General features: G+C 72.1%; 13 protein-coding genes. 8 read left to right on the top strand and 5 right to left on the bottom strand.

Features of this window, described 5'->3' with window-relative positions; all coding sequences use genetic code 11:
- The first annotated feature begins 368 nt into the window (after positions 1-368).
- The 4 genes from H489_RS26610 (at position 369) to H489_RS26595 (ending at position 5,243) form a co-directional block, all read left to right on the top strand.
- Positions 369-1,751, top strand: a complete 1,383-nt coding sequence (locus H489_RS26610; protein WP_017886778.1) for an MFS transporter — start codon at positions 369-371, stop codon at positions 1,749-1,751.
- 171 nt (positions 1,752-1,922) lie between these two features.
- Positions 1,923-3,350, top strand: coding sequence for a bifunctional UDP-N-acetylglucosamine diphosphorylase/glucosamine-1-phosphate N-acetyltransferase GlmU (glmU, locus tag H489_RS26605; RefSeq protein ID WP_020381109.1), 1,428 nt, complete (start codon positions 1,923-1,925; stop codon positions 3,348-3,350).
- A 61-nt stretch (positions 3,351-3,411) separates the two neighbouring features.
- Positions 3,412-4,389: a ribose-phosphate diphosphokinase gene (locus H489_RS26600; RefSeq protein ID WP_017886775.1), complete on the top strand. Its 978-nt coding sequence runs from the start codon at positions 3,412-3,414 to the stop codon at positions 4,387-4,389.
- 74 nt (positions 4,390-4,463) lie between these two features.
- Positions 4,464-5,243: a putative protein N(5)-glutamine methyltransferase gene (locus H489_RS26595; RefSeq protein WP_152427221.1), complete on the top strand. Its 780-nt coding sequence runs from the start codon at positions 4,464-4,466 to the stop codon at positions 5,241-5,243.
- 401 nt (positions 5,244-5,644) lie between these two features.
- Here H489_RS26595 and H489_RS26590 read toward each other — a convergent pair whose 3' ends face one another.
- Positions 5,645-7,279, bottom strand: a complete 1,635-nt coding sequence (locus H489_RS26590) for a molybdopterin-dependent oxidoreductase (RefSeq protein ID WP_017886773.1) — start codon at positions 7,277-7,279, stop codon at positions 5,645-5,647.
- 107 nt (positions 7,280-7,386) lie between these two features.
- On the opposite strand from H489_RS26590, the gene H489_RS26585 reads away from it, so the two are divergent.
- Positions 7,387-8,142, top strand: a complete 756-nt coding sequence (locus tag H489_RS26585; RefSeq protein ID WP_017886772.1) for a hypothetical protein — start codon at positions 7,387-7,389, stop codon at positions 8,140-8,142.
- A gap of 79 nt (positions 8,143-8,221) precedes the next feature.
- Here H489_RS26585 and gndA read toward each other — a convergent pair whose 3' ends face one another.
- The gene (gene gndA / locus H489_RS26580) at positions 8,222-9,679 is read right to left on the bottom strand and encodes an NADP-dependent phosphogluconate dehydrogenase (RefSeq protein ID WP_017886771.1); all 1,458 of its coding nucleotides are present in this window, start codon (positions 9,677-9,679) and stop codon (positions 8,222-8,224) included.
- 112 nt (positions 9,680-9,791) lie between these two features.
- Here gndA and H489_RS26575 point away from each other — a divergent pair, with 112 nt between their 5' ends.
- From H489_RS26575 to H489_RS26565, 3 genes are all read left to right on the top strand, one after another.
- Positions 9,792-10,331, top strand: a complete 540-nt coding sequence (locus tag H489_RS26575) for a gluconokinase (RefSeq protein WP_017886770.1) — start codon at positions 9,792-9,794, stop codon at positions 10,329-10,331.
- A 176-nt stretch (positions 10,332-10,507) separates the two neighbouring features.
- A complete protein-coding gene (locus tag H489_RS26570; protein WP_017886769.1) occupies positions 10,508-10,711 on the top strand; it encodes a ribbon-helix-helix protein, CopG family in 204 nt (67 codons plus the stop codon).
- The gene (locus H489_RS26565) at positions 10,708-11,085 is read left to right on the top strand and encodes a type II toxin-antitoxin system death-on-curing family toxin (protein ID WP_017886768.1); all 378 of its coding nucleotides are present in this window, start codon (positions 10,708-10,710) and stop codon (positions 11,083-11,085) included. Before H489_RS26570 ends, H489_RS26565 begins: the two co-directional genes overlap by 4 nt.
- Before the next feature lie 44 nt (positions 11,086-11,129).
- On the opposite strand, the gene H489_RS26560 is transcribed toward H489_RS26565, so the two are convergent.
- The 3 genes from H489_RS26560 to H489_RS26550 all read right to left on the bottom strand — a co-directional run bounded on the left by H489_RS26560 (position 11,130) and on the right by H489_RS26550 (position 14,639).
- Positions 11,130-11,738: a class I SAM-dependent methyltransferase gene (locus H489_RS26560; RefSeq protein ID WP_017886767.1), complete on the bottom strand. Its 609-nt coding sequence runs from the start codon at positions 11,736-11,738 to the stop codon at positions 11,130-11,132.
- A gap of 169 nt (positions 11,739-11,907) precedes the next feature.
- Complete coding sequence (uxaC, locus tag H489_RS26555; protein WP_017886766.1) at positions 11,908-13,404, bottom strand: glucuronate isomerase; 1,497 nt, start codon at positions 13,402-13,404, stop codon at positions 11,908-11,910.
- A gap of 56 nt (positions 13,405-13,460) precedes the next feature.
- Complete coding sequence (locus H489_RS26550) at positions 13,461-14,639, bottom strand: LacI family DNA-binding transcriptional regulator (RefSeq protein ID WP_017886765.1); 1,179 nt, start codon at positions 14,637-14,639, stop codon at positions 13,461-13,463.
- Positions 14,640-14,741 lie beyond the last annotated feature (102 nt).

The raw sequence follows: 14,741 nt of genomic DNA, 5'->3' as shown, positions 1-14,741 counted from the left end.
CACGGTGCAGGCTTCGCCGGCTCGGGCCGCGTTGCGTGCCCGGTGCGGTGCGGTGTTGCGGCGGGGCACGGTGCGTGGAAGCGCGCACCGGGTGACGACGTGGGCACGGTGCGGACGGGAGGCGCAGGGCCGGGCCACCACGTGCCTCCCGTCCGGCACGGTGCAGGCTTCGCCGGCTCGGGCCGCGTTGCGTGCCCGGTGCGGTGCGGTGTTGCAGCCGGGCACGGTGCGTGGAAGCGCGCACCGGGTGACGACGCGCGCACGGTGCGGACGGGAGGCGCGGCGCCAGGCCGCCCCGTGCCTCCCGTCCCGCACGTGACCCGGAACGGGGCCACCGCCGCGTCACCGGGACGCGCTACGGTTCGCGCATGACCGCTTCACCGGCCGCCGTCGTGCCGCAGCGCACCGACCGGCGCGCGCTCGTCTCCTGGGCGCTCTGGGACTGGGGGTCGGCCGCGTTCAACGCGGTCGTCACCACCTTCGTGTTCAGCACGTACCTGGCGAGCCGGGCGTTCGTGGACCCGGCGCTCGTCGGCGACACGTCGGTGGCGGGCAAGGCGATCGTGGAGCGGGAGCTCGCGCACAACGCCGCCGTCGTGTCCACCGCACTGACCATCGCGGGCATCGTCGTCGCGCTCGTGGCCCCGGCCATGGGGCGGCTCGCGGACTCGTCCGGACACCGCCGTCGCTCCGTCCTCATCGCCACGATCGGTGTCGCGCTGTCGATCGGCGGCATGGTCTTCGTCGCGCCGAGCCAGCCGTACCTGTTCCTCGGCGCAGCCCTGCTCGGCATCGGCACCGTGGCCTACGAGATCGCGACCGTCGGGTACAACGCCATGCTCGGGCAGGTCGCCTCCGGGGAACGCACCGGCCGGGTGTCCGCCATCGGGTGGGCGGCTGGGTACTTCGGCGGGATCGTGCTGCTCGTGCTGCTGCTCGTGCTCTGCATCCAGGACTTCCGGGGCGACGGGGTCGTCGGCGGGCTCCTGCAGCTGCCGGCGACCGTCGCCACCGGGCAGTGGGACGTCCGCGTCGCGATCGGCATCGCCGCCGTCTGGCTGGCCGTCAGCTCGATCCCGCTGTTCCTCACCGTGCCCGAGGCAGTGCCGGACCGCACCCGCGGCGGTGGCGTGTTCGGCGCCTACGCGGACCTCGGTCGCGACATCGCACGGCTCTGGCGCGAGCGGCGCAACGTCCTGGCGTTCCTGCTCGCCAGCGCGGTGTTCCGCGACGGCGTCGGTGCCGTCTTCACGTTCGGCGGGATCGTCGCCGCCCAGGTGTTCGGGTTCACGCCGTCCCAGGTCATCCTGTTCGCCATCGCCGCGAACGTCGTGGCCGGCATCGCGACGTTCGTCTCCGGACGCCTCGACGACCGGTTCGGGTCGCGTGCGCTCATCATGGTCTCGCTCGTCGGACTCGCCGTCTGCGGGGTCGGGGTCTTCGCCGCCGGCAACGAGACGCAGTGGTTCTGGGTGCTCGGGCTGACCCTCGCGGTGTTCGTCGGCCCGGTGCAGTCGTCGTCGCGTGCCCACCTGGCGCGGTTGACGACCCCCGGCCGCGAAGGCGAGCTCTTCGGCCTCTACGCCACTACCGGCCGCGCCGCGTCGTTCCTCGCGCCGGCGCTGTTCGGCGTCGCGGTGACCGTCGGTGGGTCCACCCGGTTCGGGATCCTCGGCGTGGTCGTCGTGCTCATCGCCGGGCTGGTGCTTATGGCCTTCGTCAAGCGGGAGCCGCAGGTGGTGCAGGGCTGACAGCCGGCCTGGGCCTCGTCCGCGGCGTGCGGGGCTGAGGCACGGCGTGCCGTCGGCCCGGGCCTGGAGGCACGGTGCCGGTCCGTCCACAGGCTGCGGTTGTGCGCACGGTTGGGCACAGGACCGTGCTCGCGTCGGACGCCACGGGCTCGGGTGCGCCAGGATGGGTCCATGACCGACCAGCGCATCGCCGTCGTCGTCCTCGCCGCCGGGCAGGGCACGCGCATGAAGTCGTCCACGCCCAAGGTGCTGCACCGGCTCGCCGGGCTGCCGCTCATCGGGCACGTGCTGCGCACGGCGTCGTCGCTCAGCCCCGAGCACGTCGCCGTGGTCGTGCGGCACGAGCGTGATCGTGTCGCGGCCGAGGTCGTCGAGCGCGCCCCTGACGCGATCATCGTCGATCAGGACGCCATCCCCGGCACCGGCCGTGCGGTCGAGGTGGCGGTCGACGCCCTGCCCGCCGACTTCGACGGTGCCGTCGTCGTGCTCTCCGGCGACGTGCCGCTGCTCGACGCGGCGTCGCTCCGCCTGCTCGTCGATGCCCACGTCGGTGCCGCCAACGGGGCGACCTTCGTCAGCGCGATCGCCCCCGACCCGACGGGCCTCGGACGGATCGTGCGTGATGACGCCGGCGCCTTCGTCAGCGTCGTCGAGCACAAGGACGCGACGGCCGAACAGCTGGCCATCACCGAGGCGAACGCGGGCATCTACGCGTTCGACGTCGCGCGGTTGCGGGCGGTCCTGCCGTCGCTCACCACGGCGAACGCGCAGGGCGAGAAGTACATCACCGACGCCCCCGCGCTGATCAGTGAGCGCGGCGGGCGCATCGACGTCGTCACCCTGACCGACCCGTGGCTCGTCGCCGGCATCAACGACCGTGCGCAGCTCTCCGACGCCGCGCGCGAGCTCAACGCCCGCATCGTCCGCGGCCACCAGCTCGCCGGTGTCACCGTGCAGGACCCGGCGACCACCTGGATCGACCTCGACGTCACCATCGAGCCCGACGCCGAAGTCCTGCCCGGCACCCAGCTCATCGGCGCCACCGCGATCGCCGCCGGTGCCGTCGTCGGTCCGGACACCACGCTGCGCGACACCGAGGTCGGTGCCCGCGCCACGGTCAACCGCGTCGACGCCACCCTCGCGGTGATCGGGGACGGCGCCTCGGTCGGCCCGTTCGCCTACCTGCGGCCCGGCACGATCCTCGGCGACGACGGCAAGATCGGCACCTTCGTCGAGACGAAGAACGCCCGGATCGGTCGCGGCAGCAAGGTCCCGCACCTGTCCTACATCGGCGACGCCGAGGTGGGCGAGGACTCGAACATCGGCGCGAACACCATCACCGCGAACTACGACGGCGTGCACAAGCACCGAACCGAGGTCGGCTCGAACGTCCGTACAGGCTCGCACAACGTGTTCGTCGCCCCCGTTAGGATTGGTGACGGTGCGTACACCGGCGCCGGGACCACCGTCCGCAAGGACGTTCCGGCAGGATCGCTCGCGATCAGCTACGCCCCACAGCGCAACACCGACGGATGGGTCGAGGAACACCGACCCGGCACACCGGCGGCCGAGGCTGCTCGGCTCGCGAACGGCGAATAGATCCTGGCGACCACCCGTCGCCGACATCGACCCCTCGTGGGTCAGGGAGTGAGCACCGCACTTGTCCGGAATCAAGACAACCGGCCAGAAACGACTCGTCCTCGTCTCGGGGCGAGCACACCCGGCGCTCTCTGCCGAGATCGCGGAGGAGCTCGGGGTCGACCTCGTGCCGACCGATGCACGGACGTTCGCGAACGGTGAGCTGTACGCCCGCTTCGACGAGTCGGTCCGTGGCTGCGACGCCTTCGTCATCCAGTCGCACACCGCGCCGATCAACGAGTGGCTCATGGAGCAGCTCATCATGGTCGATGCCCTGAAGCGTGCCTCGGCGAAGCGCATCACCGTCGTGGCGCCGTTCTACCCCTACGCCCGCCAGGACAAGAAGGGCCGCGGCCGCGAGCCGATCTCGGCCCGCCTCGTCGCCGACCTGTTCAAGGCTGCCGGCGCGCACCGCATCATGAGCGTCGACCTGCACGCTGCGCAGATCCAGGGCTTCTTCGACGGCCCCGTCGACCACCTGTTCGCGATGCCGGTGCTGCTCGAGCGCTTCCGCCAGATCCTCGACCCGAAGACGCTCACCGTCGTGTCGCCGGACATGGGCCGCGTCCGTGTCGCCGACATCTGGTCCGAGAAGCTCGGTGCGCCGCTCGCCATCATCCACAAGCGTCGCGACCCGCTCGTGCCGAACCAGGTCTCGGTGCACGAGATCGTCGGTGACGTCAGCGGTCGCGTCTGCCTGCTCGTCGACGACCTGATCGACACCGGCCGCACGATCGCGAAGGCTGCCGAGGCGCTCAAGGACGCCGGCGCCACGGGTGTCGTCGTCGCCGCGACCCACGCCGTGTTCTCCGACCCCGCCACCGAGTTGCTGCAGAGCGAGTTCATCGACCGCGTGGTCGTGACGGACACCCTGCCCCTGCCGATGGACAAGCGCTGGGACCGCCTCGAGGTGCTGCCGATCGCGCCGCTCATCGCCCGTGCCATCCACGAGGTCTTCGACGACGGTTCCGTGACGTCGATGTTCGACGGCGCAGCGTAGCGGAGCCGTCGACCCATGGGCACAGCCGACGGCGCAGGACCATCTCCGCGACGTGACGTGTCCCGTTGCCCGTGGTGACCCATCCCGCGCGTGACGCCCTCGCGGCCCGGCTCCGGGCCGCGGGGAGCGTCTTCGCCGAGGACGAAGCCGACCTGCTGCTCGAGGCCGGTGACGGTGAGCCGGTGCGACTCCGCACCCTCGTGCAGCGTCGGCTGGCCGGTGAGCCGCTCGAGTACGTGCTCGGCTGGGCCGCCTTCGATGGGCACCGCATCCGGGTGACCCCCGGGGTCTTCGTGCCGCGCGCCCGCACCACCCTCGTCGTCGAGCAGGCTGCGCGTCGGCTGCAGCGTTACGACCGCGTGGTCGACCTGTGCTGCGGCGCGGGTGCGATTTCGGTCGCCCTGTTCGGACGCGTCGGCGCGCTCGACCTCGTGGCCACCGACATCGACCCGGACGCCGTCGACGTCGCGGCCGAGAACATCGGCGACCGCGGCATCGTCGTCGCAGGCGATCTGTTCGCGCCGTTGCCCGAGCGGTTCCGCGGGGCCGTGACGGTCATCGCGGTGAACGCCCCGTACGTGCCGACGGCCTCGATCGCGTTGATGCCGACCGAGGCCCGGGAACACGAGCACCGAATCGCCCTCGACGGTGGTGCGGACGGTCTCGACCTGCACCGTCGGATCGCCGCGAGCGCGGGGGAGTGGCTCCGGCCCGGTGGCGCGGTCGTCATCGAGGTGTCCGAAGCCCAGGCCGAGGCGTCCGTCGCTGCGCTCGCTGCCGCCGGCTTCACCACCGCCGTCGAGCGGGACGCCGAGGTCGACGGCACCTGCATCGTCGCGACCCTGCCCGCCTGACCGCACCCTGCCCGCCGGTGCCCGGTGCCCGGTGCTCGGTGCTCGGTGCCCGGCGCCCGGCTCCTGCCGCCGAGTGGTCACGACATGCTGCTCAGGTTCGCCGGGGCGGCACGAAGTGTCGCCTGCGCGTCCGCGAACCGACGCTTCCTGCACCCCCGGCGCGACGCATGTGGCGTGTCACGCGACCGGGGTGAGGGGCGGGGCGGGCCGGCACCGGTCCTCCAGGCCGTCGGGCGACCGGAGCACGCCTGCGACCAGTGGTCACGACATGCCGCTCAGGTTCGCCGGGGCGGCGCGAAGTGTCGCCTGCGCGCCCGCGAACCGGCGTTTCCTGCACCCTCGGCGGACCTCAGCGGGCGTGTCCCGCGACCCCGCGACCCTGCGACTCCGCTGCCGGAGCGTCAGCGCGCGTCGACCGTCACCGTGTGCCAGCCCGTCGCCCCGTTCGGCGCCGGCGGCCGGTCCACGCTCGTCTGCACCTCGCCGTCCGCACTGGTCGCGCGCACCTCGATGCGGTGCGAGCCGGAGGTCGGCGTCCACCGCACCACCCACTGCCGCCAGGTGTCCGCGGAGACCGAGTCGGCGAGCTCGGCGCGCTGCCAGTCGCCGCCTCCGACGCGGACCTCGACGGCCTTCACGCCCTTGTGCGGCTGCCACGCGACCCCGGCGATCGCCACCGGCTTGCCCGCGGTCACGGTCGACCCGTTCCGCGGGGTGTCGATGCGGGACTCGAGCTTGACCGGGCCACGCTCCGACCAGCCGCGCGGGGTCCAGTAGCCCTGCGCGTCGGCGAAGCGGGTGACCTCGAGCTCGGTGACCCACTTCGTCGCCGAGACGTACCCGAACAGCCCCGGCACGACCATCCGCACGGGGAACCCGTGCTCGGTCGGCAGGGGTTCGCCGTTCATCCCGACCGCGAGGAGCGCCGCGGTGCCGTCGTCCTGCAGCACGTCGAGCGGGGTGCCGGCGGAGAACCCGTCGATGCTCCGTGAGAGCACCATGTCGGCGTCGCCCGTCGGACGCGCCCGGGCGAGGAGTTCGCGGATCGGGTAGCCCAGCCAGCGGGCCGTCCCGATGAGGTCACCGCCGACCTCGTTCGACACGCAGCTCAGCGTGGCGACGTGCTCCTCGAGCGGCAGGGCGAGCAGCTCGTCCCACGTCAGCGTGATCTCGTTCTCCACCGCTCCGTGGATCCGGAGCGACCAGTCGGCGGGGTCGACCATGGGCACGCGCAGGGCCGTGTCGATCCGGTAGAAGTCAGCGTTCGGCGTGATGTACGGGGTGATGCCGTCGACGTCGAGCGACGCACCGGCGGGGACCGCCGGTGCAGCGGTCGCCGCCGCGGGCAGCCGGATGGCCCGCCGGGCAGCAGCGGCCGCCTGCATCGCGGACGACCCCAGCCGGGAGGCGGTGCCCACCACGACCGCGAGGCTCGCCGTCGCGACACCCCAGATCAAGAACGTCCGGCGCTCCGCCGAGGCGGGTCGCGGGGCCGCTGACGGCACGGCAGCCGCTGCTTCCCACCGTCGCAGCCGCTGGAGCAGCAGGCGCAGGACGACCACGGCCGCGGCGATCCCGAGGACCGTCGGGGCGCCGTCCAGGCTCCCGCTGCCCGAGCGGGTGCTGACGGCCAACAGCGCCAGCACACCACCGGCGGCGAACACGAGCGCACCGAAGGGCGGGCGTGCGCGCTCGAGGACTCCGGCACCGGCACTGATCGCGATGACGATCACCGTCATGAGCCCGAACAGGGCGACCTTGTCCCCGGTGCCGAACACGGCGACCATGAAGTCCTTCGCACCCGGGGGAGCGAGGTCGATGACCGCTGAACCGACGGCGACCAGGGGGCTGCCCGCCCCGCCGAGCAGCAGTGCGCCGAACTCGGCGACACCGAGGAACGCGGCGGCGGCCACGACGCCGACGATCGCGGCGATCAGCGTACAACGTCGGTTCGAAGGTGCATCGGGCCCGCGCGTCCCGGAGGACGGATCCGCCGTCGGTCGGCCGATCGGTTCGTCCGTCGTCTCGGTGGTCACCGCCCGAGCGTAGGTCGTCAGGCCGCTCGTGGGCTGTGTGCGGGCTTCCCCGCGCGTTCACCGGGTCCGGCCAGCAGGTGGCGCGCGCCTCGTGGGAGGATCAGACCGTGCTGCAGCGTCCGGATGGTGTCCCGCGGTCCGGTCGTGCCCGCGGCGCCGGGCGGACACCGATGTCGCCGGCACGTCGACTCGCCACCCTGCGCTGGGTCATCGTCGCCGTCTGGCTGGCACTCCTGATCACCCGGATCGTCGTCGTCTCGACGGCACCCAGCGTGGACCTGTCCTGGTACGGCATCGTCGAGTTCGGTGCGATCGGAATCGGTGTCGTGGTCATCGTGATCGCGGTGGTGCGGACCGCGACGGCACGGCGGCGGCAGGCGGACGAGGCGCTCGCGCTCGCCATCCGTCGGATCGACCCGACGGTGTGGCTGGTGCCGGCGGCGCCGACGCCCGAACTCCGCGGCGTCATCGACGAAGTCCGTCCGGACACCCACCTCGGTTCGCGCGTGACGTGGGCCTTCGGCGCCACCGAGGCCTCCCTGTGGGAACTCGACGAACGGCGGGCGACCCGGCTGCTCGTGATCCGGTGGAGTCGGGTCGTGCACGTCGGGCTCGAGGACGTGCCGGAACGGACGGACGGCTCGGGTGCCTCGCGCCGCTCGGGTGGCTCGGGTCGCGCTGGCGGCTCGGACGGTGCTCGCCGAGCCTGTGCGGTGGCGATCCACCACGTGCGGCCGGACGACACCCCGGCCGTCGCGACCTTCTTCGTCCGGACTGCACCGGGTTCGCGGCGGCTGCTCGGGCGTGGTCCGCGGCTGGACCGGCTCGTCGCCGACCTGGCACGGGAGCGCATCGTCGCCTGATGCGACGAAGGGCCCCGCGTTCGGCGAGGCCCTCCGTGCTGCGCACGCACCGACGTCGGTCGTCGGCGGGCGCGGTTCGTCAGTGCGTCGACGGCTCCTGCTCGACCTCGCGGCGGTCGTCGTCGGACCACAGCGTGTGGAAGGTGCCGTCCTTGTCGATGCGCTGGTAGGTGTGCGCTCCGAAGAAGTCGCGCTGGCCCTGGATCAGCGCTGCGGGCAGCCGGTCGGACGCGAGCGAGTCGAAGTACGACAGCGCGGACGAGAAGCCCGGCGCGGGGACACCGGATGCGGCGGCGATCCCGACGATGCGCCGCCAGGCTGCTTCGCCCTCGGCGACGGCGTTCGCGAAGTACGGGTCGACCAGCAGCGACTCGAGCTTCGGGTTCTCGTCGTACGCCTCGACGATGCGGTTCAGGAACTGCGCCCGGATGATGCAACCGCCTCGCCAGATCTTCGCGACGTTGCCGAGGTCGATGTCCCAGCCGTACTCCTTCGCCCCGGCGATGATGAGGTCGAACCCCTGCGCGTACGCGACGACCTTCGAGGCGTAGAGCGCCGCACGGACGTCGTCGGCGAAGGTGTCCGGCACCTCGGCGATCTGCGGACGGCTCTTGACCGACTGCTGCACGGCGGCACGCTGCGTCGGCTTCGACGACACCGCACGGGCGAACACGGCTTCGCCGATGCCCGACACCGGGATGCCCAGACCCACCGCGTTCTGCACGGTCCAGACGCCGGTGCCCTTCGAGCCGGCCGCGTCACGGATGACGTCGACGAGCGGCTTGCCGGTGGCGGCGTCGCGCTGCTTGAGGACCTCGCCGGTGATCTCGATCAGGTAGGACTCGAGGTCGCCCTTGTTCCACTCGTCGAAGACCTGCACCAGGTCCTCCACCGAGAGCCCGCCGACGCGACGGAGCAGGTCGTACGACTCGGCGATGAGCTGCATGTCGGCGTACTCGATGCCGTTGTGCACCATCTTGACGAAGTGCCCGGCGCCGTCGGTGCCGATGTGGGTCACGCACGGTTCACCTTCGGCCACCGCGGCGATCGACTTGAGGATCGGCCCGAGCGTCTCCCAGGCCTCCTTCGAGCCACCGGGCATGATCGACGGGCCCTTGAGTGCGCCCTCTTCACCACCGGAGATGCCGGTGCCGACGAAGTTCAGCCCCTGCTCGCGCAGATCGTGCTCACGGCGGATGGTGTCGTGGAAGTTCGCGTTGCCCCCGTCGACGATGATGTCGCCCGGCTCGAACCGTTCGGCGAGCTGCCCGATCACGGCGTCGGTGCCCTTGCCGGCCTGCACCATGATGATCGCGGTACGGGGCTTCGACAGCGACGCGACGAACCCGTCGATGTCCTCGGACGCGATGAACCCTGCGTCGCCGTGCTCCTGGAGCAGTTCCTCGGTGCGGGCGTACGTGCGGTTGTAGACCGCCACCGTGTTGCCTTCGCGCGATGCGAGGTTGCGGGCGAGGTTCGAGCCCATCACTGCGAGTCCGACGACTCCGATGTTCGCCTGACCGTTGTTGTCTGCCACGAGGGTCTCCTTTGTCCTGACGTTGGCGCCCAACCTACGACCGGTGGTCTGGGACCGCACAGGAGTTCCGGGAACTGGGGACCAGAGTTCACCGGATCAATACTGTGGAGGGATGAGCGAGCTCGCTGTCCACCCGCCCGTCCTCGTCATGGGAGTCTCGGGCTCCGGCAAGTCCACCATCGGCCAGACCCTCACCGACGCCCTGGTCGCGCAGGGCGAACCCTGTGTCTTCGTCGACGCCGACGACCTGCACCCGGCCGCCAACAAGGAGAAGATGCGGCAGGGCACGCCGCTCACCGACGAGGACCGCTGGCCGTGGCTCGACGCCTGCGCCGAGCGGATCGCCGCGGTCGAGGCCGACGGGTCCCGGTGCGTGATGGCGAACTCAGCGCTCAAGCGCGTCTACCGGGACCGTCTGCGCGCATCCGCACCGGGGCTCGTCATCGCCTTCCTCGACGGGTCCCGCGACCTCATCGCCGAGCGGCAGTCCCACCGTCACCACGAGTACATGCCGACGACCCTGCTCGACTCGCAGTTCGCGACCCTCGAGCGGCCGCAGCCCGACGAGGCGGCGGTCGCGGTGTCGATCGACGGATCGGTCGACGACACCGTGCGGGAGATCCTCGCCGCGCTCGCGGTCACCACCGACTGACGAACGTCGACGACCTGCGACGGATCCTGGCAGTTCCTCCACAGGGCGCAGCGCGGCCGTCGTCATCCCCATCAGCCCCCTGGTCTCGTCTGCGTCGACGGGGACGCTCGTACCGTCGTTCCATGACCACGATCACTGCAGCCCGTTCAGGTACCACCGTTGATACCATCCACTCCATGGCCATGACCCTCCGACTCGACGATGCCGAGGCAGCGGCGTTGCGCAAGCGTGCTGACCTCGAGGAGCGCTCGATGCAGGACGTCGCCCGCGCCGCCATCCGCGAGTACGTCGAGCAGCACAGCCGCAGCGACCTGATCGACGGCATCCTCGACCGAGAGCTCCCGCGCTACGCCGAGGCGCTCGAACGACTCGGCAAGTGATCCACCTCACAACCGACGAGACGTTGCACATCGCTCGTCGGACCCTGGGGGCTGACTCCGTGATCCGCGACGTCGGACTGCTCGAGGCGGCGGTCGCGCGACCCGCCGCGTCGGTAGGCGGGAACGACGCCTACCCGACACTGGTCGAGAAAGCGGCGGCGCTCGTCCACTCCGCCACCCGGAACCACGCCTTGGTCGACGGCAACAAGCGCCTCGGGCTGATGCTGCTCGTGGTCTTCCTCGGCGTGAACGGTGTCCGGCTCCACGCCTCGAACGATCAGGCGTACGACTTCATCGTCGCGATCGCGGAAGGGGAACTCGATGCCGTGACGGAGATCGCCGCTGCTCTGAGCGCGATGGTCTCGGACGCCTGACCGGCCGCTCGGACGGACGGCGGTCAGCGGTCAGCGATCAGCGATCAGCGGCGCACCGCACTGATCGCCCCGTGCGGCCGGTGCTCCGGAGCCGTGCGGGTGTGGACGTCCGCGACGTCGAACCCCGCTTCGTCCAGCAGCGCCGCCAGGGACGCGACCGGCCAGCGGTACGCGGTGACGACCGCGTGGTCGAAGGCCTCGACCGCGGCGCCCTCGAAGAACCCGAGCAACAGCCCACCGCCGGGGGCGAGCACCCGACAGAACTCGGCGAGGGGCACGCTGATCCGCGACGGTTCGTGGTGGATCACCGAGTACCACGCGAGGACCCCGTCGACGCTGCCGTCCGCCAGCGGCAGCGCGTCGAGCGACCCGACCCGGAAGTCGAGGTCCGCGTCCACAGCGCCGTGCGTCCGTCGTGCGTGCTCGACGAACTGCGGCACCGCGTCGATGCCGGTGACGCGGTGCCCCTGCCGTTCGAGGTGCGCCGTCCAGTGCCCGGGACCGCACCCGGCGTCGACCAGGGGACCGCTGCGACCGGCTGCCCAGGCGTCGACGAGGGCTCGGTCGTCGGGGTGGACGGCGCTCATCGACCCGAGCAGTGCCGCGTACTCATCGGCCCGAGCGCCGTACGCCGCCGTCACCCGCTCCGTCATGTGCCCGACGGTACCGGCGCATCACTGAACCGTGCGAGGTTCCGTGTTCCGTGCGACCCGGCAACCTCGCACCAGGCACGGAACCTCGCACCACGCGGCCACCAGCGCGCCGCACCTCGCACCACGCGGCCACCAGCGCGCCGCACCTCGCACCACGCGCCCCCCCCGCTCAGAGCTTGAACGTCGCCTTCGGGATGTCTGCCACGATGCGCCGTGCCGTGTGCACGGCGTCCTCCTCCGAGATCTGGTGCGTGACCACGAGTGACGCCAGGTACGCCGCGTCCGCCCGCCGAGCCATGTCGTGCCGCGCCGGGATCGAGCAGTACGCGCGGGTGTCGTCGATGAACCCGGAGGTCTTGGTGAACGACGCCGAGTCGGTGACGGCCGAGCGGTAGCGCCCGATGGCCGCCGGGGTGTCGATGAACCACCACGGCGCGCCCGCGTACACGGCGGGGTAGAAGCCCGCGAGCGGCCCGATCTCGCGCGAGAAGACGGTCTCGTCGACGGTGAACAGCACGAGGTGGAACCCGGGAGCGGTGCCGAAGGACTCGAGCAGCGGCCGGAGCGGCTCGGTGAACGACCCGACGGCCGGCAGGTCGTGGCCGGTGTCCGGCCCGAAGCGCTCGAGCGTCGGGGTGTGGTGGTTCCGGATCACCCCGGGGTGCAGCTGCATGACGAGGCCGTCCTCGACGCTCATCTCGGCCCAGCGGTAGAGCATGTCGTGGCGGTACGCCGTCGCCTCGGCATCGGTGACCGAGGACGCATCCCGCAGCGCCGCCGCGTGGATGCGTTCCCGCTCGCTCGACGACAGTGGGGCGGAGCCCGCGTCGAGCACCCCGGTGTCCGTGGCGGTCGCGCCGTGCTCGATGAAGTGGTGGCGACGTGCGCGGAGCGCCGCCAACAGCCCTGCGTGGGTACCCGTGTCGATGCCGGCGGCCTCGCCGATCGACGCGACCACGGGCCTCCAGTCCGACCGCGTCGGGTCGAACACGGCGTCCGCGCGGAACGTCGGGAGGACCCGGCCGGTGAAGCCGGGGTCCGCCGCGAGCTGCGCGTGCGCAGCGAGGTCGTCCGCCGGGCCGTCCGTGGTGGCGAGGACCTCGATCCCGAAGGCGTCGAAGAGCGCGCGTGGCCGGAAGGCGGGGGATGCCAGCAGGCCGGCGATGTGGTCGTACTGGTCGTCCGCGTTCGCCGCGGACGGTGCCTGGTCGAGCCCGAACACGTCGTGGAGCTCCGTCTCGAACCAGTAGCGCACGGGGGTCCCGAGGAAGTCGTCCCAGTGCTCCGCCAGCTGCCGCCAGACGGCACGGCCTGGCGGCGTCGGCTCAGCGGCATCGCGCCAGCGATACGCCGACGCCGCCGGGCGAGCCTGCGAGCCCGGGCGGGGCCCCGACAGGTCCGCGCGTCCCAGCGCGGCCAGGTCCACCCCGTTCGCGTGCAGCAGGCGGAGCACGTAGTGGTCGGGCGTGATGAGCAGCGACGCGGGGTCGCTGAACGGCTGGTCCGCGGCGATCAGTGCTGCATCGACGTGCCCGTGCGGCGAGATGATCGGGGCGTCCTTGACCGCCTCGTACACGGTGCGTGCCACGGCTCGGGCCCCGGGGTCGGCGGGGAACAGCCGGTCGGGGTGCGGCGCGAGCCGGGTGGGGGTGCTGGTGCGGGTCATCATCGACTCCTTCGGGGCGGCGAGTTCGGGGCGGTGAGTTCTGGGGGCGTGCGGGATCAGGCGGTGCCGGCCAGGGGCGCCGACCCGGTCGACTCGCGCACGGTCAGGTGGGTGGGCAGGGCGACGGCGCCGGACATGTGCTCCCCCGGCAGCTCGTCGGCGGGCAGGGCACCGAGGCGTCCGAGCAGCATCCGGATCGCGACCCGGCCGGCCCGTTCGATCGGCGAGGTCATCGTGGTGAGCGGCGGGTTGCAGAAGTCGGCGCCGAAGATGTCGTCGCAGCCGACGATGCTCATGTCCCGGGGGACGCGGACCCCGCGCTCCCGTAGTCGGGCGAGCATCCCGATGGCGATCAGGTCGTTGAAGGCGATACACGCGGTCGCCCCGGCGTGCACGGCGGCGTCGGCAGCGGCGGCACCGGAGTCCACGAAGGGCGCGTGCGGGCCGACCCGGGCGACGCGGACGCCCAGGCGCTTGGCGACCTGCACGAGTGCTCGCCACCGTCGCTCGTTCGACCACGAGCTGTCCGGCCCGGCGACGTACAGGATATCCCGGTGTCCCAGCGACACCAGGTGCTGGACCGCCTGCTCGACGCCGCCGGGGGTGTCGATGAGCACCGAGGGCACGCCTGCGGGCCTGCGGTTCACGACGACCAGGGGGATCCGCTCGGCGAACCGGGCGATCTGCGCGTCGGACAGGCGTGACGCGGTGAGCACGACCCCGTCGGCCTTCGCCCCGACGGCGGTGAGCGCGGCCATCTCGGCGTCTGCGGACTCCTCGGTGTCGACGAGCAACTGGGTCCAGCCGGCCCCGGCGAGCTGGTGCTGCGTGCCGCGGATGACGTCGAAGTAGAACGGGTTCGTGATGTCGGACACGAGCACGGCGACGGCGCGGGTGCGGCCCGAGGTCAGCGCCCGGGCCTGCGAGTTGGCGACGTACCCGAGCTCGCGGGCCGCCTGCTGGATGCGCTCCTGGGTGACGGCGTTGACCCGGTCGGGCAGGGACAGGGCGCGGGAGACGGTGGAGGCGGCGACCCCGGTCGCGTCGGCGATGTCGCGGATGGTGACGCGACGCGCGGCACCAGCGGCGGCACCGGCACCGGCACCGGCAGCGCGAGCACCAGCGGCGCGAGTACCGGCAACGCGAGCACCAGCGTCGCCCGCGCCAGCGGCGCTACCAGCAGCGCCAGCGGCACCGCCCGTGCGCCCGCCGCCGTCCGTCGAGAGGTCCTTCACGAGGCCGAACGTATTCGCGTCTGGCAACAAGTGGCAACCGGTTGCCGCATGTTGCCAACGGCGGAACAGTGGTGCCACCGAGCAGCGCCGCTCGGAGGAGGT

Origin of the sequence: Curtobacterium flaccumfaciens UCD-AKU (genome assembly GCF_000349565.1) — a bacterium.
Lineage (GTDB): Bacteria > Actinomycetota > Actinomycetes > Actinomycetales > Microbacteriaceae > Curtobacterium > Curtobacterium poinsettiae.
This window is presented reverse-complemented; position numbering and strand designations above follow the sequence as displayed.

Coding starts and splice junctions, on each gene's coding strand:
- H489_RS26575 (WP_017886770.1), top strand. CDS start 9,792: ATGAGCGAGCTCGCTGTCCACCCGCCCGTCCTCGTCATGGGAGTCTCG.
- H489_RS26560 (WP_017886767.1), bottom strand. CDS start 11,738: ATGACGGAGCGGGTGACGGCGGCGTACGGCGCTCGGGCCGATGAGTAC.
- H489_RS26570 (WP_017886769.1), top strand. CDS start 10,508: ATGGCCATGACCCTCCGACTCGACGATGCCGAGGCAGCGGCGTTGCGC.
- H489_RS26610 (WP_017886778.1), top strand. CDS start 369: ATGACCGCTTCACCGGCCGCCGTCGTGCCGCAGCGCACCGACCGGCGC.
- glmU (WP_020381109.1), top strand. CDS start 1,923: ATGACCGACCAGCGCATCGCCGTCGTCGTCCTCGCCGCCGGGCAGGGC.
- uxaC (WP_017886766.1), bottom strand. CDS start 13,404: ATGACCCGCACCAGCACCCCCACCCGGCTCGCGCCGCACCCCGACCGG.